Raw genomic sequence first — 23,403 nt, forward strand, 5'->3', positions numbered from 1 at the left:
AATTAAAACCGAATTCTATAAACCACCCAAATACCGAAATCGTAATTTTAAGATTTTACATTTTTACGCCTTATTATTATGGAAAATTTCGTTCAGGATGTCTTTAAACATTTAGAAAACTATTATTACAGCATTGTCGATCTTACGCCAAAATTTATTCTGGCTGTTGTCGTCATTCTTGTTTCGTGGTTTCTTGCAACGCGAATTGGACTTTTTGCCGGAAACCGACTAAAAGCCAGAATGCACGACCGACTTCTGGCGACTTTCATTGCCCGTTTAATTAAATCGGTTCTGATTATTATTGGGGTTTTGTTCATGTTCAAGATTATTGGTCTTGACGGCGTTGCCCAAAGTATGCTTGCCGGAGCCGGAATCTCAGCTTTTGTAATTGGTTTTGCGCTTAAAGATATTGGAGAAAATTTCCTTGCCGGAATTCTGCTAGCTTTCAAACGTCCGTTTTCTATTGGTGATATTATCGAAAGCAACGGTGTAAAAGGTGAAGTCATCAACCTCAACCTGCGCGATACCGAAGTAAAAAGCGATTCGAAAATCATTTATATTCCAAACGCGCTTCTTATAAAAAACACTTTAATTAATTACAACAGCGAAGGTTTTCTGCTCCAGACTTTCACAGTCGGACTCGAATATGGTTCTGATTATACCCGCGCCATCGAACTCGTAAAAGAAGTTCTGGGCAACAGCGAAGAAGTAACCGAAAAAGACCACGAAAACTCCGCCGTTATTACCGATGTCATTGCTGGAGGGATTATTCAGCTTAATGTTCGCTATTGGGTTAAAACCGCATCAACGATTCAAAATTCTGAATGCCGTTCTAAAATTATTGCTGCAGTTTTGAAGAAGCTGAAAGAAAATGAGTTTGTGCTTAAATAAGGTCCTAAGGTACTGAGACGCTAAGATTCTGAGGTTTCTTCTCTACACGTTTGTCATCCTGAGCGAAGTCGAAGGCTTTATGAAACCAAAAATTGACGCAACTAATTCCTCACTCTTGTCATTTCAACCTAAGGGAGAAATCCTCGCACGCTGAGCACGCATTGTTGTGGAGTTTCGTGCGGAGATTTCTCCTCCGTCGAAATGACAAACTGTATGGGAATTTAAATGAGTTTATTTTTTTACCACAATAAATATATTATTTTTCTTACTTTAAATTATTTTTTTTTGATACTTTTACGATTCTTAAACTACGACATACAGAATTTAATAATCTTTGCTATTGATGGATATTGAACAAAAATCCAACACTGGCTAAAATGTCTAGTTATGATTAAAAACACACTTTCTAAAGAAACCGAAATCAAGCTTTTGAATTTTTTCAACGACAGAATTGATCCTGTTGAAATGGCTAGAACATTAAGGCAGGTAAATTTCACACTCGCTTTATGTGTTTTGAGCGAACATGAAACATTTCAAAGCGAAATCATCAGATTAAGAGACAGTTTTTATTGGCTCAATGAATTAGCAGAAACTTTAAATCCTTATTTGGATTTGGAGTAATCGTTAAAAAAAGAAAGCCCTCGGTTTTTAATCGAGGGTTTTATTTTATGTCCTAATTTGTATTTGTTAATTATCAATCCAGTAACAAATCTTCAATCCTTTAATTTATATTTGATCAAATAAATCAATTAGAGCTAATATTGTACAAAGCGTATGCGCAGGTCTTTCTGAATCTTTAAAATCACCATCAACAACCGAAAACCTTAAAATTTCGGCGTTATTATTATTAAAAACAGATAAGATCTTAATAAAATTTAAAATTTCAGGCTTAATATAATGTTCGTATGCTTTTGGCAATTTTTGTTCGTCAACTTCCCATTTATAAGTATAATGATTATATTTTGAATCATTTATGTCATCGTAATAATCTTCTCTTATTTTTTTTATAATATCTAAATCATTTTCTACATCTAATTTAATTTTAACTCTGCCATATCTTTCTGCAGTTATTTTATATATTTCTTTTTCTCCAAATAAAGGCAATTTCGATACATCTATTTTTTTTAATAATTTATCACTTATTTTAGAGTAAACACTTCTTGGAATAATTTCAATATCCATAATCCTAAATTTATATTTATGCTTTATAAAAAAATTTCCGAGTTAATATTTATAGTTGAATCGAGCTTGTAAAAGCAAAGGCATTTTAAAATAAAAACCGCTTAAATCAAAATCTATGAAACGGCTTAAAATATTTTATAAAAAACAAACTACTCCTTCCCCCAAATTCTTGTATTTAAATCCAGTTCATTAACAATATCATGCATAAACTTAACGATGGAAATATCAGAAGTTAACAGATCTGGAACTAATAGCGACGAATGAATAGGCGCTTCAAAATAATTGTGAGACAAAGGAAAAGCGATATACATTTTAGAATGGATAAAAGAAATCGAAATGGTTTCTTCAGACTTGCTGTTTAAATCGAGAATCCTTTCCATCATGGCGGGCGTTAAAATGTATCGCGCCTCAATTTGGTTTCTAGAATAAGTTACAAACTTATTATCAAATTCAGTATTTTCTAACTGTACAACTTCGGTGTTTCCAAAACTAAAAACATTTTTAGAAAACCACGCTCCAAGATTAGCGCCAAAACTTTTTGGGCGTACAACTGTCGAAACTTCAAAGTTTTTATTGAAATCAGCTACAAAAATAATTCCTTCAAAGATGGTATGCCATTCCGTTCTTGTCCCGTTTTTAGTTTGAGTTTCTGTTTTATATTCGGCGTTGACTTCGGCAAACCAAAAAGACGTTTTATCGGCTATTCCACTTACTAAATCCTCAGTATTGTAACGATCAGGTCTCGTAGTAAAAAGTTCTGAACTAATAAATTCATATTCTGGAACTCCACTTTGTGGCGCAAAAGTTAAATTTCCGTCAAAATTTTTGAATGCCGAAGCTAAAACTTTTGTTTTATAATCTACTTGGTATTTTATTGCTTCATCGTTTATTTTAAAATACATTACAATTCCAACAATTAAAGGAATTATTCCTAAAATTACTGCAAAACCACCTAATCCTATAAATATACTTACAGCTATAATTAATGCCGCAAGACCAAATAATATATAGCTGGTTTTATAAGTTTCAGCTATTTTTTTCCTATCAACTTCTAAGGCATTCAAAACCTCTTGCAAGGCTGTATTCGAATTTATTTCTGAATCCATTAATTATTAAATAGTTCTTTTGCATTAATATTTTTACGCTCTTCTTCTGGCGTTTCGAGTACACCAATTTTAGTGTAACCAAGCATTCCTGTAAACATATTGCCTGGAAACATCATAATAGCATTATTATAATCGGTCACTACTGCATTGTATGTTCTTCTTGCAGCTGCAATTTGTTCTTCACTTTCTGTCCATGTCGTCTGTAAGTTTAAGAAATTTGTATTGGCTTTCAAATCTGGATAATTTTCAACTGTTATCATCAAACCTTTTACCGCCGAACTTAATTTGGTATCTAAACTCGCTTTCTCTTCATCGGTCAAAGTTCCCGAAGTTGCTTTTGCACGGAGCTCAACGATTTTAGTTAAAGTACTTTGTTCGTAATTGGTGTATTGTTTTACGACTTCAACTAGATTGGGAATCAAATCGAAACGCTTTTTCAGCATTACATCAATTGCAGAGAAAGCATTTGTAACCTGATTTCTTTTTCCGATAAGTGAATTATAGATTACGATTCCGATAATAAAAAGGAAAACAAAAAGTCCAATAATTACTAACATGATTTTATTTTTTTAAATTGGTTATTTGGGCAAATATATAGAAAAGATAGTTAGTTTGAATTTTATTATTTAGGATTTTTACCACAAATTATTATTTCATAATAATGAATTGAAAAATAAAAATTGTCTAAAATCTATAGCTTTATATCCAAAATAATCCCATTTTAGCGTTTCCAAATTAATTGCGTTTTTAAGATTACTCGAAATGAATAAAAATATAAAAGCTCTCTACGAAATTGCTCAAAAAGAGACTCGAAAAATATTAGGCTTAATGTCAGGAACTTCACTTGACGGACTCGATATTGCTCTTTGCGAAGTTTCGGGCGAAGGCGGAAATACGGTTATCAAAATCCAGCAGTTTGAAACCATTGATTACAATGACGATATTAAAACCGAAATCAGAAAAGTATTTGCGCAGAAAACAATCGATTTTCAGCATTTGGTTTTATTAAACGAATGGATTGCAAACCTCCACGCAGGAATGATCAACGATTGTCTTTCAAAATGGAATATTCCCGCAAGTGAAGTTGATTTAATCGCTTCGCACGGACAAACGGTTCTGCACACGCCAAAGTTTTTGCATCAGCAGGAAAAATTTCCAAACGCCACTTTGCAAATTGGCGACGGGGATCATATTGCGGTAAAAACAGGAATTATAACTCTTTCTGATTTCAGGCAAAAACATGTTGCTGCTGGTGGCGAAGGAGCGCCTCTTGCGGTTTACGGCGATTATTTATTATTCAGTAAAAAAGGCGAAAACCGAATTATGCTCAACATGGGCGGAATCGCCAATTTTACTTATTTGCCCGCTTCTCAAAACGCCGAGGAAGTTTTTGTAACCGATACCGGAACAGCAAATACTTTAATTGATATTTTCACTAAACAATTTTTTCCTGAAAAAAGCTTCGATAAAGATGCCGAAATCGCTAAAAGCGGAACTGTAAATCAGGGACTTTTAAGCGAATTAAAAAGTAATGCTTTCTTTCAAAAAAGCTTCCCAAAAACAATTGGTCAGGAATTATTCAATCATGATTTTGTGAATTCTGCTTTGGTAAAATTAGGTTTACAAAACATTTCGGCACCAGATTTGCTTGCGACTTTAACACGCCTTAGTGCCGAAACGATTGCCGAAGCGATTTTGTTTGTAGTAAAAAACACTAAAACTGCAATTGAAGAGTTTACAATATATATGTCTGGCGGAGGCGCACGAAATCCTTTATTAGTAAGCTGGTTAAAAGAATTGCTTTCATGCAGATTTGAAACCAGCGACGTTCTCGGAATTTCGGGCGATGCTAAAGAAGCAGTTTTATTTGCTGTTTTGGCCAATGAAACCGTGGCGGGAGGAAATTATAATTTTGGTTCAAAAAAAGGAATTCCATCGGTAACAATGGGGAAAATTTCTTTTCCAGATTAAAATAAATAAGGTAGCCGCAAATTCACGAATTATTTTTTTTTAATACTTTAAGAAAATAAAATTCGTGAATTCGTGGCAGAAAAAAAATTAAGCCTATTTTTGGTTCTTGTTAAAATTAAAGATTAAAATGCATAAAAATCAGCACTTACTATACTCTATCATATTCTTATTTTTCTTTGGATGGCAATCAAATTCTCAAGAAAAAACGATGCATCCTAAAAATGAATTTAGAGGTGTCTGGATTGCGACGGTAGTAAATATTGACTGGCCAAAAACGGCTGCTGATATGGTCGAAAAAGAAAAAGCTGATTATCTTGAGATTTTAAATACCTATAAAAAACTAAACTACAACGCTGTTATTGTTCAAATTAGAAGTGTTGGCGATGCTTTTTATCCATCTGAATTTGCTCCATGGTCACGATTTTTAACCGGAAAAGAAGGTGCTGCCCCAAATCCGTATTACGATGCATTGGCATGGATGATTGAAGAAGCACATAACAGAGGTTTTGAGTTTCACGCCTGGCTGAATCCGTATCGTGCCACTTTCGACTTAAACAAACAGCAATTAAGTCCAAATCACGACATTTTTAAACATCCTGAATGGATGATCGAATACGGCGGAAAATATTATTACGATCCTGCATTACCGGAAGTTCAGGCACATTTAACTAAAGTTGTAAAAGAAGTTGTAGACAAATACGATATCGATGCCATTCATTTTGATGATTATTTTTATCCGTATGCCGTTCCCGGAAAAGTATTTAACGATACGGCATCTTACAAAAAATATGGTTCAGGTTTAAGCCTTGCCGATTGGCGTCGTGCTAATGTGAGCAACTTTGTACGCAACATTTCTACAACAATAAAAGCAAGTAAACCTTGGGTTCAGTTCGGAATAAGTCCGTTTGGGGTTTGGCGAAATAAATCTCAGGATCCGAGAGGTTCTGAAACGCAGTCGACTTCAAACTACGATGATTTATATGCGGATCCGGTTTTATGGATGGACCAGAAATGGATAGATTATATACTTCCTCAATTGTATTGGAGTATGAATAATCCCAGAGCTTCTTATTCTAAATTGGTAAAATGGTGGTCTGAAAATTCCAACAACACAGCAGTTTACATCGGGCATGCTTCTTACAAAATCAGAGGCGACGCAGATAAAAGCTGGAATTTTGCTTATGAAATTCCAAACCAAATTGATTTTGCGAGAAGCTTTAAAAATGTTTCAGGAAGTGCTTATTTCAGTGCCAAATGGTTCATGGATAAAAACTTTGATATTGTACGTATTTTAGAAGAAAACCAATATAAATACCCGGCGCTTCCGGCTGCGGTGCCAAATTTAAAACGTATTATTATCGATAATCCGGTTATTACAGAATTTGCAAAAGATACTTTAAAATACACGTTTAGCATTAAAAGTCCGCTTAATACAAAAGTGCGTTATATTGTGATTTATGGCGGAGAACACATTTCAAAAGTCAACACAACCGACGCCACAAAAATTATTGACAAAGTTCGGGCTGTTGAAAAAGATGGTGTAATATCATTTTCTATCCCATCAGAAAAAATCAATATGTACAAAGCTTGTGCAGTAACATTTATTGATTATTTTGCAAACGAAAGTTCACCTGCATACGCGGACATAAAAAATAATTTTAAAATTTATTCCCCAGCTCAGCCTAATGAAAACAGATAACAAACCGTGGTTTTGGATTCCGCTTCTTAATTTTGCTTCCGGATTGCCCTACGCCGTAATTATTTCGGTTTCGGTAATTATGTACAAAAACCTAGGAATTTCAAATGAAGATATTGGAGTTTACACCAGTTTGTTATATCTGCCTTGGGTTATAAAACCACTTTGGAGTCCGTTTATTGAATTAACCGGAACCAAAAGAAAATGGTTTTTATCCATGCAGTTATTAATTTCGATTGCCTTTTTATTAGTCGGATTTACAATCCCTGTTAATGGATTTTTCATGATGACGCTGGCTATTTTCTGGGTGGCCGCTTTTGCTTCGGCTTCAAACGATATTGCGAGCGATGGTTTTTATTTATTGGTTTTACCAAAAGAACAGCAGTCTTTTTTCCTCGGAATCAGAAGTACTTTTTACAGACTTTCGATGTTAGCCGGAAACGGATTAATTGTACTTTTTGCCGGATATTTAGAACATAAATATGGTGATAATACAAAAGCCTGGTCATACACAATGATTATTGTGGGGCTTTTAATGACTTTTATCACACTTTATAATTTTGTTTTTACACCAAAAAATGAAATAAATGCAGCCGAAAATAAAGATTCACATCATCATCATCAAAGTTTTGCAACGATATTTGTAAGTTTCTTCAAGAAAAAACAAATTGGATTAATTCTGGCTTTTATTTTGGTTTTCAGATTAGGAGAATCACAATTACTTAAAATGTTAAGTCCGTTTTTGCTTGACAAAAAAGAATTAGGCGGAATGGGATTAGATACCGAATCTGTTGGAATTATCTACGGAACATTGGGGATTTTTGCTTTAACTATTGGCGGAATTTTAGGTGGAATGGCTATTTCAAAACACGGACTTACAAAATGGATGCTGCCTATGTTTTTAGCGATGCATCTGCCAATCCTTGGTTTTATTGGATTAGCTCATTTTCAGCCGCAAGAACTTTTTCATCTTCATATAAATTTATACTTTTTTGAAATAAATTCGCCATTAAATCTTTATACTTGCATTACCGTTATTCTTGAACAATTTGGTTACGGTTTTGGATTTACAGGTTTTATGATGTATTTGATTCATGTTGCCGAAGGAGAATCAAAAACAGCGCATTATGCACTTGCAACCGGTTTTATGGCATTAGGAATGATGCTTCCGGGAATGTTAAGCGGTTTTATACAACAATTTTTAGGCTATCAAAATTTCTTTATTTGGGTTTTTATAGCGACAATTCCAGGTCTTATTTTATCACGTTTTTTAATTTTCCCGAAAGATTTTGGGAAAAAATCAGAAGAAGTTTAACCCCAAATCAAACTCTTACTTATGGAAATCAATGAAAATCTGCAGGCCGAACGCAACCTAAAAGGTGCTGAGTTCGAAAAAACAGGAAATCTTGAAAAAGCAATTGAATTATATGAGGAAAATGTCGCGGAAAGCTTTAAAGGAAATCATCCTTACGATCGATTAGCAACAATTTACAAAAACCAAAACGATCTCGATAACGAAATCAGGGTTTTAGAAAAAGCTATTGTAGTTTACGAAGAAATTACAATTGAAGACCGACTGGAAGGTTTACCAAAACTTTTCCGTTTTAAAAACCGATTGGAAAAAGCAATTGAAACAAAAAAACAATTGGCAAAGCAAAAGAAAGCTAAACTGAAATAAAAACCCAATCTAAAATATTTCGTAAAAGGATGAAAACAAAGATTTACATAACAACATTGATCATGATGTTGCTATTATCTTGTGGACAAACTAATGAGAATAAAAATAAACTGACCAATAAAAAACAACCTGTTTCAAAAACATTTGAGCAAAGAGAAAAAGAACGCTTAGAAAAAAAAGCTGAAATTGAAAAACAGGAAAAAATAGATAGTTTAAAATTAGATAAAGTTTTATCTGATGCTTTGAAAATCGCGTCTCTGGAAATCAAACAAAAAAAATTTCAAAAGAAATATATAGTTAGACCTGATAAAGAATACGATGTTCAAGTTGAAATAAATATAGATGATTTTTTTACAAAAAACAATCCGCAACTTATTATCCGAAGATTAGAACCTAATCATGTACATATCGATATTTATTCGAAAGATCGAAATAGATTTAAAAAAGTTCTTTCTCATAAAGAATGGTCTATGACTTATGTCAATGACACAATTAGAGACATTAATGGAGACGGTTTGAAAGATTTTGTTGTTAATTGGTATGGTGCAACTGGATGTTGCTTAAAAGCTTTCAGCGATATTTATTTGCTTAGAAAAGATAAAAAAGAATTCTCAAAAGGCTTTGAATTTATTAATCCTACTTTCTCTCCCGAAGAAAAAGTAATCAGAGGTGTTCAATATGGGCATCCAGGACAAACTGAAATTTATAAATTTAAATGGAACGGAGAGGCAATCGACACTTTAGAATACCTTTATTACGATACCGATGAAGAGGGTAAAAAAACTGGCAAAATAATTATTTCAAAAAAGAGATCCTACAGCAAAAATAAAAAAGACATAAAAACATTAAATTCAATACCTGCTGAATATACAAAAATTGAAGGTTTTGATTGGTTTACAGGAAAAGGTTATGAGTAAGAAAATTATAAACACGAACCTATGTCATGGCTAATTTAAAAAGAACAAACTCAGATGATCCCGATTTTATAAATCTGGTTGCTTTATTAGATCAGGATTTAGCGATTAGAGACGGAGATGATCATGCGTTTTACAATCAGTTTAATAAAACGGATAAAATAAAACACACGATTGTTTATTATGAAAATGATGTTCCTGTTGGCTGCGGTGCTTTTCGCGAAAAAGAAACCGACAAAACCGAAATCAAAAGAATGTATGTTCATCCTGATTATCGAAAAAGAGGAATTGCTTCAAAAGTTTTAGCCGAATTAGAAATTTGGGCTAAAGAAGTTGGTTATACTTATACGATTCTCGAAACTGGAAAAAACCAGCCGGAAGCCATAAATTTGTATCAAAAATTAGGTTATACAATAACTCCAAATTATCCGCCTTATGAAAAGATGGATAACAGCGTTTGCATGAAAAAGACTTTATAATAATGAAAATTACTGCCGAAGCATTACGACAAAGAATAGGACAATTCTTTTTTCCTGCCGTTTTTATTAACGATACGGAAGAAAATATTCAGAAAACAGAACGCCTTATTAGAGAACACAATATTGGCGGATTGACTTTTTTCCATAGTCGCGCAAGCGCTGCAACAAATTATGAAAGCAAGAAAAAAGTTGTTTTTAATGATGATAGTTACGAAAAAATTAAAGCTTTAATTGTACGGTACCAAAAAGCAGCTTCTACTCCTCTTTTAATTAGTATTGATGCCGAATGGGGATTGGCTATGCGTATTGAAAAAACGCCTCAATATCCGTATGCGATCACACTTGGGGCTTTGCCTGAAAACAAATCTGATTTGGTTTTTGAAGTTGGAAAACAAATTGGCTTAGACTTAAAAGCTGCCGGAATACAATATAATTTATCGCCTTTGGCAGACATCAACAACAATCCTAATAATCCCGTTATTGGGTATCGTTCTTTTGGTGCAAACAAAGAAAAAGTAGCCGATTTTGCTGTTGAATATTTAAAAGGAATGTCTGAAGTGGGTATTTTAGGTTGTCTGAAACATTTCCCGGGACATGGAAATACCAATGTCGATTCGCATTTAGGTTTACCAGTTTTAAAAGAAACTCTTGAAGAATTATTAGAAAACGAATTATATCCCTTTATTAAAGGAATTGAGAACAATGTCGATTCGATTATGATTGGCCATTTAGCTGTTCCGAGTTTGAATGACGGAAAAGTTACATCGGCAACTTTATCAAAAGGCATAATTCAGGATCTTTTGCGAGATAAATTAGGTTATGATGGTTTGGTAATTTCTGATGCCTTAAACATGCACAGCGTTTCTAAATTGTACGAAACCAAAGGACAATTAGAATGGGAAGCTTTTAATGCAGGAAATGATATTTTATGCTTCGCCGAAAATGTTCCGGAAGGAATTGAAGCAATTTATAAAAACGCTTCGCCAGATCGTATCGAAGAAAGCTTTAACCGAATTATGAAAGCCAAAGAAAAAGCTGGAATTCTTTCTGGAAATACCGCAGCTTCGGGCGAATTAAATTTTGAAAAAACATCTCAATTAAACCTGGAAATTGCTCAAAATACGATTACTGCCATTATCAATAATTCAGGTTCAGAAGTAGCTTTTGAAGCGCATAAAAACAACAAATTAGCGAAACTGAGTTTATATAAAAATACCGAAAACACTTTCTTCAAAACTTTAAATTCAGAATTAAAATCTCCTGAATTTGCTTTTGAAAACTTAGAAGTTTCGGATATTTCTTTAATCAAAAAAGAATTAGAAAATTTCGAATTGGTCTTGATTTCCTTATTTGTTCCAAAAGCAAAACCAGCTAATAATTTCGAAATTGATAATGAAGTTTTAGAGTTACTTTCTGAATTATTACAAACCAAAAAATGCATCATTTTTGTTTTCGGAAATCCGTATGCATTACCTTTAATTCCAAACTTAAAAAATGCTTTAGAATTAATTCAGGTATATCAGGATTTTGAAGAATTTCAAAAAACGGCAGGAATTCAATTTTTAGATAAAATTACTTTAAAAGGCAATCTTCCTGTAAGCATTGAAATTCAATAAGTTAAAACATTAAATAGTCAAAATTTATCAACTTATAAATTTTTATAATCACATCTTATTGTAAGAATCTGTACTTATGCCCTACTTTTGCAGCAAATAAATTTTTAACGTAAAACGAAAAATATGTCTTTAGTAGGAAAAAAATTCCCAAGTATTGCAGTAGATGCTATCTCAGAAATGGGTGACAACTTAAAAATCAACATTTTTGAAGAAGCAGTAAACAACAATAAAAAAGTACTTTTATTTTGGTACCCAAAAGATTTTACTTTTGTATGTCCAACTGAATTACACGCCTTTCAAGCTGCATTACCAGAATTTGAAAAAAGAAATACTATCGTAATTGGTGCTTCTTGTGATACAAACGAAGTTCACTTTGCTTGGTTAAATACTCCAAAAAACAATGGTGGAATCGAAGGTGTTACTTACCCAATCTTAGCAGATACAAACCGTAACTTAGCTAACATTTTAGGTATTCTTGATATCGAATCTACAAGCTACAGCGAAGATACTGATTCAGTTATCATCGAAGGTTCTAACGTAACTTACAGAGCTACTTACTTAATTGACGAAACTGGAAAAATCTTCCACGAAAGTGTAAACGATATGCCATTAGGACGTAACGTAAACGAATACTTAAGAATGGTAGACGCTTACACTCACATCCAGACTAAAGGTGAAGTTTGTCCTGCAAACTGGGAAGCTGGTAAAGAAGCTATGACTGCTGACAGAAACAGTACTGCTGAATACTTAAGCGCTAACTAAGCTGCTTTTTTTAAGGTTCTGAGGTTCTAAGGTACTGAGGCACTAAGTTTTTTTACTGAACTTTTAAATCTTAAATAAAATTCTACAATACAGTTATCAGGTTCTAAGATTAACACTTAGAATCTTAGAACCCTGATAGCTTTAGATCTCAAAAAATAATTTTAACGTTAAGTCATTTTTATGGACTAAGGGCTAAAAAACTTAGAACCTTAGCACCTCAGCGACTTAGCACCTCAAAAAATAAAAACTATGTTAATCGACTTAAACGAAGATACATTAGCAGATTTAGTTGCTAAAAACGAAAAAGTTGTAGTACAATATTCAGCTTCATGGTGTGGAAATTGCCGTATTATGAAACCAAAATTCAAAAAATTAGCGACAGAAAATGAAGCTATCACTTTTGTTTTGGTTGATGCAGAAAATTCTCCTGAATCAAGAAAACTAGCTAATGTAAGTAACCTGCCAACCTTTGCAACTTTTGTAAACGGACAATTGGTTGGAGAAACCCAAACTAATAAACAAGAAGTTTTAATCGATCTTGTAAACGCAATTGCTTAATTTTAGATCGTTAGACTGGCTTAGATTTTTAGACTTCTTAGATGTTGTCTAAATTTTTAAAAAAGTCTAAGAAGTCTAAGCAAGTCTAAAAATCTAAGAAATCTCAACATGAAATTACCAGTAATAAAGCATTTAACGCAATTCATCGAAGAAAACGATCAGGATTATATCATTGAAACGATCGAAGTTCTTGAAGCCATGACCGAGATTCCTTCTCTAAAAGATGAAGAATTAGACGTAATTGGCGAATTGATTTCAAATATGTATGGTGCCCTTGAAGTACAAAAATTGGTTGCTCAGGGGACAGATAAAAAAGAAGCTTTAAATACGTTTATGAAACGTGTTCTAGGCTCTATCGATAAATAATATCGAGCCGTTTTTCAAATTAAAAAACAAAAAACATGACAAGGAGGCGTTTCTATTTTTAGGGACGCTTTTTTTAGTTTGCAGTTTTCGGTTACAGTTTTCAGTCTCAATTTTGACGCAATCTTTGTCAGGCTGAGCGAAGTCGAAGCCCGCGTAAAGTATATCCACAAAGATTAGCAATTTAGATTACGGAACTACTTGTGTGGGCTTCGACTTCGCTCAGCCTGACAAAAAATAAGAATAAAATCCGTGTCATCTGCGTGCCATTATACACAAACCAATATAGATAAAACCTCAACCTTAATCTCAGCTTAAACCCACAACAAATACTTTTAGATTCAAATATTAATCCTTACTTTTGAGCCTCATTAATTTAAACAAAAATCATGGCTACAATAACTTTAGGAGGAAATCCGGTTCATACATCTGGCGAATTACCAGCAGTTGGTTCAAAATTAGCTGACTTCAAATTGGTACAAAACGATTTATCTGTTGCTTCATTAAGTAACTTCGCTGGTAAAAAATTAGTTTTAAACATTTTTCCAAGTGTTGACACAGGAACCTGCGCTGCATCTGTTAGAAAATTTAACCAAAGTGCAAGCGGATTAGAAAACACAACTGTTTTATGTATTTCCAGAGATTTACCTTTTGCTCAAAAACGTTTTTGCGGTGCTGAAGGTTTAGAAAATGTAGTTAATTTATCAGATTTTCAAACTGGTGCTTTTGGTAAAGCAAATGGCTTAGAACTTGTTGACGGACCATTGGCTGGCTTACACTCAAGAGTTATTATTGTTGTAGATGCAGACGGAACAATTAAACATACAGAACAAGTTGCTGAAATTGCAAACGAACCAAATTACGAAGCAGCTTTAGCAGCACTATAATATTTTCCACTAAATGGAGTTTCAAAAAGATAATACATTTGTTACAGGTCGATTAAAAAGTATGACTTATGCTTTTAACGGGGCTGTAAAATTGATAAAAACAGAACACAGCATCATGGTTCAATTCTCATCAGGAATTATCATGACGATTGCCGGATTCTATTTTCATATTTCTCAAACTGAATGGCTTTGCCAGACATTAGCCATTGGTTTGGTTTTAAGCATTGAAGGATTAAATACTGCTGTTGAAAAAATAGCCGATTTTATTCACCCCGATTACAGCAGAAGAATCGGATTTATTAAAGATATTGCTGCAGGAGCGGTATTTTTTGCCGCCATGACAGCAATAGCAATTGGTTTGATTATTTATATTCCAAAATTTATATAGGCGGAACGCAAGAATGGCAAAAACAAAAAAAGAAACTGTAGACAAAAAAACCGAATCAAAAGCTGCCAGCATCAGATCCTGGCAATTAACCAAACAGCAAAAGTTTGTTTTGGGATGTCTTTTGATACTCTTTTCTATTGCATTATTAGTTGCATTTATTTCTTTTTATGTCAACGGACAATGGCAGACAGACCAAAGTGCAGTTAGCCAGATTGGAGATCGTGACGAAGTTGTACAAAACTGGCTCGGAAAATTCGGGGCTTATCTTGCTGATTTGATTGTTTACAGAGGTTTTGGTCTTGCTTCTTTTATAATTGTCCGCTTATTCTTTTTAACCGGATTGTTTCTGGCATTAGAACTTTCGACCAAAAAATTAAAGAACACCTGGTTCTGGGATATTTTTGCTATCATTATTGTTTCGATTCTATTCGGTTTTTTTGCTACTTCGGCGCCCGAATTAGGCGGAACTATTGGTTATGAACTGAATCTTTTTCTTCAGGATTATATAGGAAAAACGGGAACTTTATTGACTTTGCTTTTTGGACTTATTGTTTATTTGATTTTCAAAATAAAAGTTTCTCCAGAGAAAATTCAGTCGTATTTTGATTCAACTAAAAATGAATTTAAATCCGAATTAGATTCAATCAAAAAACCTCAAATTCAGGAACAAGAGCCTGAAAGTGCTTATAATTTAGAAGAATTTGCCATTGAAGAAGATCCTGAACTGGATAATATTCATCTAAAAACTGATGATTCTAAATTTGAAATTAATAAAGAAGCATTAAAACCGACAATCGATCATCCATCTGAAATTGAGCTAAATCCGGTTTTAAAACCAATTCAGCCTGCTGCGCAGCATATAACTGCTACTCCAGATGAAGCATTTGTGATTGAAAAAGCTGAAGAAGAAGATATAATTGAAGAAAATCTTGCTTCTCGCTTAGTTGCTGATTTCGGATTATTTGATCCAACTTTGGATTTATCCAATTATAAATTCCCTACCATCGATTTATTAAAAGAATATTCGACTGGAGGAATTACGATTAATCAGGAAGAATTAGAAGAAAATAAAAATAAAATTGTAGATACACTTCGTAACTACAAAATCGAAATTGCACAAATTAAAGCAACCGTTGGTCCATCGGTAACTTTATATGAAATTGTACCCGAAGCCGGAATTAGAATTTCTAAAATTAAAAGTTTAGAAGACGATATTGCCTTGTCTTTATCGGCTTTAGGAATTCGTATTATTGCGCCAATTCCAGGAAAAGGAACAATTGGTATCGAAGTTCCAAATAAGACTCCAACTATGGTTTCGATGAAAAGCGTTATTGGAGCTGCTAAATTTCAGGAAGCCGAAATGGAACTGCCAATTGCTTTAGGAAAAACTATTTCAAACGAAACTTTTGTTGTCGATCTTGCTAAAATGCCTCACTTATTAATGGCAGGAGCAACTGGACAAGGAAAGTCTGTTGGATTAAATGCGGTTTTAACTTCGCTTTTATACAAAAAACATCCGGCAGAAGTAAAATTCGTTTTAGTCGATCCGAAAAAAGTAGAACTTACGCTTTTCAACAAAATAGAAAGACATTATTTAGCTAAACTTCCAGATACGGAAGATGCTATTATTACTGATAACGCAAAAGTTGTCAATACTTTGAATTCTCTTTGTACCGAAATGGACAATCGTTATTCTTTATTAAAAGATGCGATGGTTCGTAATATTAAAGAATACAACGAAAAATTCAAATCAAGAAAATTAAATCCTGAAGCCGGTCACCGATTTTTACCTTACATTGTTTTGGTTGTCGACGAGTTTGCTGATTTAATTATGACCGCAGGAAAAGAAGTAGAAGTTCCGATCGCTCGTCTTGCTCAGCTTGCCCGTGCAATTGGTATTCACTTAATTATCGCTACACAAAGACCATCGGTAAACGTTATTACAGGTTTAATTAAGGCGAATTTCCCTGCGAGAATTGCCTTTAGAGTAACTTCAAAAATTGACTCAAGAACAATTTTGGACACTCAGGGAGCAGATCAATTGATTGGACGAGGAGATTTATTGTACACAAATGGAAACGACGTAATACGTGTTCAGTGTGCATTTATTGACACGCCTGAAGTTGAAAAAATTACAGATTTTATTGGTTCACAAAAAGCGTATGCCACAGCTTATTTACTTCCAGAGTTTGTTGGAGAAGAAACTGGCATTAATCTTGATATGGATATTTCCGAAAGAGATGCCTTATTTAGAGAAGCTGCAGAGATTATTGTCAACGCACAACAAGGATCTGCTTCGTTATTGCAAAGAAAACTAAAATTGGGTTACAACAGAGCCGGTCGTTTGATTGATCAGCTGGAAGCAGCAGGAATTGTTGGGCCGTTTGAAGGCAGTAAAGCAAGAAGCGTAAATATTTTAGACTTAAGTGCTCTTGATCAATTTTTTAATAATGAACAAAATTAATCCAATCATGAGAACAAACATTCAGGAAATCAAAAACAATTCTATCTTAAACATGACTAAAAAGTGTCTTCAAATTGCAGTTATTTTGCTTTTGAGCTTCACTTCTATTCAGGCTCAGGATAAAAAAGCAAAAGATTTATTGAACGAAGTAACTGCAAAAATAAAAAGCTACGATAATATTGTTATCGATTTTAAATACTCTTTGAATAACGCCAAAGAAAATATTAATCAGGACAGCAAAGGAAACGTAACCATGAAGGGAAATCAATATGTGTTGAATTTTATGGGCGTTACTAAAATTTTTGACGGGCAAAAAACATATACAATTGTTCCTGAAGACGAAGAAGTTACGGTTTCTAAAGTAAATGAAAAAGACGATAATGCTATTACACCTTCAAAAATGCTGACGTTCTTTAATTCTGGTTACAAATACACAATGGATATTGTACAAAATGTAAAAGGCAGAAAAATCCAGTATATTAAATTAGTCCCAACTACAGGAAAAGATCAGAGAAAAGAAATTTTGTTAGGCATTGACGTTCAGACAAAACATATTTACAATTTGATTGAAACTGGAAAAAACGGAACAAAAACAACTTTAACCGTTAATTCTTTTAAAACCAATCAGCCATTATCAAAAAATCAATTTACCTTTGTAGCGAGTAAATACCCGAAATACTACATCAATAAATTAGATTAATCAGAAGGTTGAAAATTCTAGACAAATACTTATTAAAAACATTCTTATTTACATTTGCTACGGTATTTGTAATTCTATTTTTCATATTCATACTGCAGACAGTATGGCTATTTATATCAGAACTAGCAGGTAAAGATCTCGACTTAATACTGGTCGTGAAATTCCTGCTTTTTTCTATGCCTCGTATTATACCGTTGGTTTTACCGCTTTCGGTTCTTTTGGCTTCGATTATGACTTTCGGGAATTTAGCCGAAAATTATGAATTCGCCGCCATGAAATCATCCGGAATATCACTTCAGAGAGCGATGCGGGTTTTAATTATTTTTATCTTCCTTTTAAGTATTGTAGCATTTTGGTTTGCCAATAATGTTATTCCGTATGCTGAATATAAGTTCGTAAACTTCCGTAAAAATATTGCTCAGGCGAAACCTGCCATGGCAATTGCCGAAGGTCAGTTTAATGATGTTGGAACTTACAATATCAAAGTCAATAAAAAATCTGGTGAAAACGGAAATATTTTAACCGGCGTTACTATTCACGAGAAAGCCAATAATGTTGGGGAAAACAAAACTGTTATTAAAGCCAAAGACGGTGAATTAATCAGTAACGAAAAATCCAGCATTTTAAAACTGGTTTTAAATGATGGATATTACTATCAGGATGTTACACCAAAAAAATACGAAGACCGCGCTAAACTTCCTTTTATAAAAGGCGCATTCAAAAAGCATATTATCAACATCGATTTATCTGAATTAAACAAAGTTGATGACAGTAAAGAAAGTATTGCCGGAACAAACGCAATGCTGAATGTTAATGAATTACGTTATACTTTAGATTCATTAAACAAAAACCTCGATAATGAAATTATTTCATTTTCTGAGAATATAAATCAGCGTGTTGGAATTCGAAAATCAAGTGCTTTGGTTGTTGATAAGAAAAAAAACAAAAAGACATTACCTAACGATCTTTTGTCATTATACAACAACAAACAGAAAATTGATGTTATTAAAATGGCATCAAGCAACGTTACGAGCAATATGTACTCAATTGAATCTACTCAAAAAGATTTAAAAGACAAACAGCGAGAGATCAATAAACATTTAACTGCATTGTACGAGAAATTCGTTATCGCTTTTGCATGTTTTTTAATGTTCTTTATTGGCGCGCCTCTTGGAGCAATTATTAGAAAAGGCGGACTTGGACTGCCAATTGTTTTTGCGGTATTAATTTTTATTACTTTTCATTTCATCAATACTTTTGGAAAAAGATTATCACAAGAAGGCGGAATGACTCCTTTTATGGGATCATGGATGTCGTCGTTTATTCTTTCGCCATTAGCAATATTATTAACATATCGTGCCACAAACGATAACGGATTGATTAATTTTGATGCAATAACAACCCCAATATCACAACTATTTCAAAAAATTTCTGAGCGGTTCTTACCTTCTCAAAACAAAGAATAATTATGTCAACAAAAATTCAACTGAATACCATTGAGGAAGCTATAGAAGATATTCGTCAAGGGAAAGTAATCATTGTAGTCGATGATGAAGATCGTGAAAATGAAGGTGATTTTTTGGCTGCTGCCGAAAAAGTAACTCCTGAAATGATCAATTTTATGGCGACACATGGCCGCGGATTAATTTGTACACCTCTTACAGAAAGCCGATGCAAAGAGCTTGATTTAAGAGCAATGGTTACCAACAATACAGATCACATGGAAACTGCTTTTACAGTTTCTGTTGATTTAAAAGGAAATGGAGTTACAACCGGAATTTCTGCCGCTGACCGATCAAAAACGGTACAATCATTAGTTGATCCCAATACAAAACCACATGATTTAGCACGTCCCGGACATATTTTTCCTCTAATAGCAAAACAAGGTGGTGTTTTAAGAAGAACAGGCCATACAGAGGCTGCTATTGATTTTGCAAGATTAGCCGGATTTAAACCAGCCGGTGTTATCTGTGAAATTTTAAACGAAGACGGAACAATGTCGCGTTTACCAGAATTGATAAAAGTGGCAAAAAAGTTTGATTTGAAATTAGTTTCTATTGAAGATTTGGTTGCTTACAGAATGCAGCATGACAGTTTGATTGTTAAAAAAGAGGATTTTGATATTGAAACGCGTTTTGGAACTTTTAGATTAAGAGCTTACGAACAAACCACAAATAAACAGATTCATATCGCGTTGACAAAAGGAACCTGGAATGCAGGTGAACCAATATTGACAAGAATTCACTCTTCTCAGGTAAACAATGATTTGCTGGGCACATTGACCAATAATGCTGAACAACAGTTAGACGATATGTTTAAAGTAATTAATGAAAACGGAAAAGGCGCCGTTATTTTTATTAATCAGGATATGACGGCTGTCAATCTTTTAAATAGAATTTCTGAGCTTAAATCATTACAAGCTAACGGAACTTTAAAAGCACCAAAAGTTATTATCGATAGTAAAGATTACGGAATTGGAGCTCAAATTCTTCACGATATTGATATTTCTAAGATTAGATTAGTTTCAAATACAGAGCAAACAAAACGCGTTGGAATGATTGGATATGGTCTTGAAATTACAGAATACGTTAATTACTAATATGGGAACAGTAGAAGAAAGAATTTTAAAATCGGAAACACGTATTTTTAAAGCCGTTTTCCCTAGTACAACCAATCATTATGACACTTTATTTGGAGGAACTGCTCTTCATTTAATGGACGAAGTTGCTTTTATCTGTGCTACGCGTTTTAGCCGCAAAAAAGTAGTTACGATTTCTACAGGTCAAATTGATTTTAAAAAAGCAATTCCCGCAGGAACCTTAATTGAATTAGTAGCAAAAGTTATTAGTGTCGGAAAAACAAGCTGTAAAATCCACGTTGATATTTTTATGGAACAAATGTATTCTGAGCTTCGCGAAACGGTAGTTTCCGGAACTTTTTCTTTTGTTGCGGTAGACGAAAACAAGAAACCAACTCCAATTTTGGACAATCTGGATTAATTGTTTAAAAAAATATTTTTCGGAAATACTGATAATTAGACACTTGAAAATTATTTTAAAAAAGTTCTAAAAAAAGTCCAAAAAAAGTTTTGAGAACCGGAAAACCGTCTTATATTTGCACCCGCAATCAGGCAATGATAGCATACATACTGGAGAAATGGCAGAGCGGTCGAATGCGGCAGTCTTGAAAACTGTTGACTGTAACAGGTCCGGGGGTTCGAATCCCTCTTTCTCCGCTGAAATTAAAAACCCTTAACTTTTGTTAAGGGTTTCTTTTTTTACATCATTTTCTTTGTAAATAGTCTCAAAAAAATTTTCACAATCGAAAAAACACCTTATATTTGCACTCGCAATCAGCTAATGATGGCAGACATACTGGAGAAATGGCAGAGCGGTCGAATGCGGCAGTCTTGAAAACTGTTGACTGTAACAGGTCCGGGGGTTCGAATCCCTCTTTCTCCGCTGAAATTAAGAAAATACCTTCAACTTTGTTGAGGGTATTTTTTTACTGTCTCACCAACATTCCATCTATATTTCTCTTCTAAAAAACTTATATTTAATAAAAAAGCCTTTGAAAAACAATTTCAAAGGCTTTTTTTTATTTTTTTTCTATTTCAAGACCAAAAAATTCAACTAAATAGACTTACATCATCGTATTAATACGAATACTCGCTTTTATAAGCGCTAATGCAGATATTTTTGAAATATGAATATCTTTTGGCTGATGATGTGAATTCTGACTTACCAGTTTCACAAATTCATTTCCTTGTTCCGACTTCTGAACATACTTTACTGTAATATACTCTTCCCAATCATTCAACTTGACACTTAAAAGATACATTTCTCCAAAAAAGATATTTTCAAACTCTGTTTCTTTATACAAAATTATATCTCCCGATTTTAAAAGCGGATACATACTATCTCCTGTCACAGAAATCGCACCATCACATTTTGGCAGATTTGGAATTTTTATTGTATCCAAAACTCTTTGCGGCTTTCCACTGCTAAACAATTCTCGTAAACCAGCAACAGCTTCCAAATCATATAATGGTATTTCTTGGCTTACATGAAGCGAATCTGTCGTTTTTCTGTCATTATTCATAATTACAATATTCGTGTTATTTTCTTTTAACATTGGTCCATTTCCTGTCAAAAACCATTCTGAATTAATTTCCGGATAATAGTGTAAAATTTTACACGCCTTATCCGTTCCCATGTTACTACTATTATCTAAAAATTTATTAGAAAAACCTAAATCATTACAGAATTTATATTTAGTAATCCCTTTATAATCAAGGTATTCTCGCATTCTATCAGTTGATCCCATAAAAAGATGTATTTTTTTACGTTAAAAATTTGTTTTGATGTATTATTTTACATTATATTTGCAAAGTAAAGAAAAATAAAAATTAAAAACAACACAATTACTGAGAAATTTCAAGTCGTAAAACAAAGTAATCACATGATTTATAAGGCGAAACCACATTTAGCCCAAAATTAAAGCCTAAAAAAATTACAACGAGAAAAACATGTAGAAAACTACGACTCTAAAAATCTAATTTACTATTCACTAATAATTAAAAATTTAAAAATGGAAATATCACAAATCAAAGAAAAAATTCAGGAACTGGAAAATTGGCTGATTGAAAATCCAAACAGTTCCGAGAGGAACTTAATAGAATCTGACATAAAAAAATTACGAACCTTATTAGAAAAAAATCATGAGTAAAAATCAAATCGAAGCAAGAATTGCACAACTGTATCTGGCACTTCAATATTGTTCTGAAAGATCTAAAACTTTTACAGCCGGAGAAAGAATCTGCATAAATCAGGAACGTTTTCAATGGATGCACATTCTTGAAGATGAAACAGCTTCTCCCCGTCCCGTTTCACAAACTATTGAAAATAAAATAAAAGAGGTGTCGAGACTTGTACTTCTGCACAATTTCAAACCCTATTATGGTGATCCTTTTAAAGAAGAAATTTTATTACAGAACTAAAATATTATAACTTAAAAATTGATTATTATGAACGCTGCATTAACAAACTCAATTAAACCATCATTAGACTTATCTCAATTTTCTGCACAAGAATTAAAAGAAGCATTAAACAGAATCGAAAACAAAAAAAATGAAGAAAGAGACGCATATAAAAAACTGGTAGCCGAAACGATTCCGAAAGCACTTTCAAGATTACACGAAACATCTGAAATGATGCGAAATGCTAAAACCGAAACTTTTCAATTGTTTGAAACTATTTTGGATTTAAAAAATCAGGTTTATGGTTTTAAAGAAAAACAAATGTCGCATACTTTTTCTAATGATAAGGAAGAAATCACGATTGGATATCGTATCAATGAAGGCTGGGACGATACGGTTACAATTGGTATTGAAAAAGTTCAGAATTACATTTCATCTTTATCTACAAGTAAAGAAACAGCATCATTGGTGAAAATTGTTTTCAATTTACTTAAAAAAGATGCCAAAGGAAACTTAAAAGGTTCACGCGTTTTAGAACTTCAAAAACTAACTAAAGAATTCAATAATGAAGAATTTACTGATGGTGTTGAAATCATTGCTTCTTCATTTAAACCAATTCGTTCAAGCTGGTTTATTGAAGCGAGCAGAATTGATGAAAATGGCGTGAGAACTAATATTCCGTTATCAATGTCTTCTGTAGATTTTTTACAAGGATATGCTTTTAATTTCTTTAATCAGCAAAACGAACAAAATCATGCAGCCTAATAATG

26 protein-coding genes and 2 tRNA genes are annotated in these 23,403 nt (G+C 33.2%); 24 read left to right on the forward strand and 4 right to left on the reverse strand.

The genetic code is table 11. The annotated features are described in order from the left end of the window. The first annotated feature begins 78 nt into the window (after nt 1-78). Both BUC29_RS14655 and BUC29_RS14660 read left to right on the forward strand, forming a co-directional pair. Nucleotides 79-891: a mechanosensitive ion channel family protein gene (locus tag BUC29_RS14655; protein ID WP_073416920.1), complete on the forward strand. Its 813-nt coding sequence runs from the start codon at nt 79-81 to the stop codon at nt 889-891. Between the two features lie 387 nt (nt 892-1,278). Further along, entirely contained in the window at nt 1,279-1,512 is a 234-nt protein-coding gene (locus tag BUC29_RS14660) for a hypothetical protein (RefSeq protein WP_073416921.1), read from the forward strand. 105 nt (nt 1,513-1,617) lie between these two features. Here BUC29_RS14660 and BUC29_RS14665 read toward each other — a convergent pair whose 3' ends face one another. The 3 genes from BUC29_RS14665 to BUC29_RS14675 all read right to left on the reverse strand — a co-directional run bounded on the left by BUC29_RS14665 (nt 1,618) and on the right by BUC29_RS14675 (nt 3,736). Further along, nucleotides 1,618-2,073 (reverse strand): hypothetical protein, encoded by a 456-nt coding sequence (locus BUC29_RS14665; RefSeq protein ID WP_073416922.1) that lies wholly within the window; start codon nt 2,071-2,073, stop codon nt 1,618-1,620. A gap of 149 nt (nt 2,074-2,222) precedes the next feature. Then, nucleotides 2,223-3,179 carry a DUF3137 domain-containing protein gene (locus BUC29_RS14670; protein ID WP_073416923.1) on the reverse strand — a complete coding sequence of 319 codons (957 nt, stop codon included), beginning with the start codon at nt 3,177-3,179 and terminating at the stop codon, nt 2,223-2,225. Beyond that, nucleotides 3,179-3,736, reverse strand: a complete 558-nt coding sequence (locus BUC29_RS14675; protein ID WP_073416924.1) for a LemA family protein — start codon at nt 3,734-3,736, stop codon at nt 3,179-3,181. The genes BUC29_RS14670 and BUC29_RS14675 overlap by 1 nt, the downstream gene beginning before the upstream one ends. Before the next feature lie 205 nt (nt 3,737-3,941). Here BUC29_RS14675 and BUC29_RS14680 point away from each other — a divergent pair, with 205 nt between their 5' ends. The 19 genes from BUC29_RS14680 to BUC29_RS14770 all read left to right on the forward strand — a co-directional run bounded on the left by BUC29_RS14680 (nt 3,942) and on the right by BUC29_RS14770 (nt 21,116). Then, a complete protein-coding gene (locus BUC29_RS14680) occupies nt 3,942-5,150 on the forward strand; it encodes an anhydro-N-acetylmuramic acid kinase (RefSeq protein ID WP_073416925.1) in 1,209 nt (402 codons plus the stop codon). 127 nt (nt 5,151-5,277) lie between these two features. Beyond that, nucleotides 5,278-6,849, forward strand: coding sequence for a glycoside hydrolase family 10-like protein (locus tag BUC29_RS14685; protein ID WP_073416926.1), 1,572 nt, complete (start codon nt 5,278-5,280; stop codon nt 6,847-6,849). Beyond that, nucleotides 6,836-8,161, forward strand: coding sequence for an MFS transporter (locus BUC29_RS14690; RefSeq protein ID WP_073416927.1), 1,326 nt, complete (start codon nt 6,836-6,838; stop codon nt 8,159-8,161). Before BUC29_RS14685 ends, BUC29_RS14690 begins: the two co-directional genes overlap by 14 nt. Before the next feature lie 21 nt (nt 8,162-8,182). After that, nucleotides 8,183-8,524 (forward strand): tetratricopeptide repeat protein, encoded by a 342-nt coding sequence (locus tag BUC29_RS14695; protein WP_056203709.1) that lies wholly within the window; start codon nt 8,183-8,185, stop codon nt 8,522-8,524. A 29-nt stretch (nt 8,525-8,553) separates the two neighbouring features. Further along, nucleotides 8,554-9,441 (forward strand): hypothetical protein, encoded by an 888-nt coding sequence (locus tag BUC29_RS14700; RefSeq protein ID WP_139260520.1) that lies wholly within the window; start codon nt 8,554-8,556, stop codon nt 9,439-9,441. A gap of 26 nt (nt 9,442-9,467) precedes the next feature. Beyond that, nucleotides 9,468-9,917, forward strand: coding sequence for a GNAT family N-acetyltransferase (locus tag BUC29_RS14705; RefSeq protein WP_073416929.1), 450 nt, complete (start codon nt 9,468-9,470; stop codon nt 9,915-9,917). A gap of 2 nt (nt 9,918-9,919) precedes the next feature. After that, the gene (locus BUC29_RS14710) at nt 9,920-11,533 is read left to right on the forward strand and encodes a glycoside hydrolase family 3 protein (RefSeq protein ID WP_073416930.1); all 1,614 of its coding nucleotides are present in this window, start codon (nt 9,920-9,922) and stop codon (nt 11,531-11,533) included. Between the two features lie 123 nt (nt 11,534-11,656). Then, a complete protein-coding gene (locus BUC29_RS14715) occupies nt 11,657-12,295 on the forward strand; it encodes a peroxiredoxin (protein ID WP_073416931.1) in 639 nt (212 codons plus the stop codon). Between the two features lie 249 nt (nt 12,296-12,544). Beyond that, nucleotides 12,545-12,853 carry a thioredoxin family protein gene (locus BUC29_RS14720; protein WP_007805605.1) on the forward strand — a complete coding sequence of 103 codons (309 nt, stop codon included), beginning with the start codon at nt 12,545-12,547 and terminating at the stop codon, nt 12,851-12,853. A gap of 108 nt (nt 12,854-12,961) precedes the next feature. Next, nucleotides 12,962-13,219, forward strand: a complete 258-nt coding sequence (locus BUC29_RS14725; protein ID WP_008462029.1) for a DUF6952 family protein — start codon at nt 12,962-12,964, stop codon at nt 13,217-13,219. Nucleotides 13,220-13,605: 386 nt separating this feature from the next. Continuing rightward, nucleotides 13,606-14,103 carry a thiol peroxidase gene (gene tpx, locus BUC29_RS14730; protein ID WP_073416932.1) on the forward strand — a complete coding sequence of 166 codons (498 nt, stop codon included), beginning with the start codon at nt 13,606-13,608 and terminating at the stop codon, nt 14,101-14,103. Nucleotides 14,104-14,116: 13 nt separating this feature from the next. Further along, the gene (locus tag BUC29_RS14735) at nt 14,117-14,491 is read left to right on the forward strand and encodes a diacylglycerol kinase family protein (protein WP_073416933.1); all 375 of its coding nucleotides are present in this window, start codon (nt 14,117-14,119) and stop codon (nt 14,489-14,491) included. A 13-nt stretch (nt 14,492-14,504) separates the two neighbouring features. Further along, nucleotides 14,505-16,955, forward strand: coding sequence for a DNA translocase FtsK (locus BUC29_RS14740; RefSeq protein WP_073416934.1), 2,451 nt, complete (start codon nt 14,505-14,507; stop codon nt 16,953-16,955). Between the two features lie 7 nt (nt 16,956-16,962). After that, a complete protein-coding gene (locus BUC29_RS14745) occupies nt 16,963-17,655 on the forward strand; it encodes an outer membrane lipoprotein periplasmic chaperone LolA1 (protein WP_073416992.1) in 693 nt (230 codons plus the stop codon). Nucleotides 17,656-17,663: 8 nt separating this feature from the next. Continuing rightward, the gene (locus tag BUC29_RS14750) at nt 17,664-19,121 is read left to right on the forward strand and encodes an LptF/LptG family permease (RefSeq protein ID WP_073416935.1); all 1,458 of its coding nucleotides are present in this window, start codon (nt 17,664-17,666) and stop codon (nt 19,119-19,121) included. Nucleotides 19,122-19,123: 2 nt separating this feature from the next. Beyond that, nucleotides 19,124-20,254 carry a 3,4-dihydroxy-2-butanone-4-phosphate synthase gene (gene ribB / locus BUC29_RS14755; protein WP_073416936.1) on the forward strand — a complete coding sequence of 377 codons (1,131 nt, stop codon included), beginning with the start codon at nt 19,124-19,126 and terminating at the stop codon, nt 20,252-20,254. Between the two features lies 1 nt (nt 20,255). After that, entirely contained in the window at nt 20,256-20,654 is a 399-nt protein-coding gene (locus BUC29_RS14760) for an acyl-CoA thioesterase (RefSeq protein ID WP_073416937.1), read from the forward strand. Between the two features lie 151 nt (nt 20,655-20,805). After that, a tRNA-Ser gene (locus tag BUC29_RS14765) sits at nt 20,806-20,890 on the forward strand. 141 nt (nt 20,891-21,031) lie between these two features. Beyond that, nucleotides 21,032-21,116: transfer RNA gene (locus BUC29_RS14770), tRNA-Ser, on the forward strand. Between the two features lie 181 nt (nt 21,117-21,297). Here the strand turns inward: BUC29_RS14770 and BUC29_RS14775 are convergent. After that, a complete protein-coding gene (locus BUC29_RS14775; RefSeq protein WP_073416938.1) occupies nt 21,298-21,981 on the reverse strand; it encodes a S24 family peptidase in 684 nt (227 codons plus the stop codon). Nucleotides 21,982-22,245: 264 nt separating this feature from the next. On the opposite strand from BUC29_RS14775, the gene BUC29_RS21560 reads away from it, so the two are divergent. From BUC29_RS21560 to BUC29_RS14785, 3 genes are read left to right on the forward strand one after another with little or no spacing between them, the layout of a single operon-like run. After that, nucleotides 22,246-22,383: a hypothetical protein gene (locus BUC29_RS21560; protein WP_167369540.1), complete on the forward strand. Its 138-nt coding sequence runs from the start codon at nt 22,246-22,248 to the stop codon at nt 22,381-22,383. Then, complete coding sequence (locus tag BUC29_RS14780) at nt 22,376-22,654, forward strand: hypothetical protein (RefSeq protein WP_073416939.1); 279 nt, start codon at nt 22,376-22,378, stop codon at nt 22,652-22,654. Before BUC29_RS21560 ends, BUC29_RS14780 begins: the two co-directional genes overlap by 8 nt. A 27-nt stretch (nt 22,655-22,681) precedes the next feature. Beyond that, nucleotides 22,682-23,398 (forward strand): DUF3164 family protein, encoded by a 717-nt coding sequence (locus tag BUC29_RS14785; protein ID WP_073416940.1) that lies wholly within the window; start codon nt 22,682-22,684, stop codon nt 23,396-23,398. The last annotated feature ends 5 nt before the right edge of the window (nt 23,399-23,403 follow it).

It is taken from the genome of Flavobacterium defluvii (assembly GCF_900129555.1).
Lineage (GTDB): Bacteria > Bacteroidota > Bacteroidia > Flavobacteriales > Flavobacteriaceae > Flavobacterium > Flavobacterium defluvii.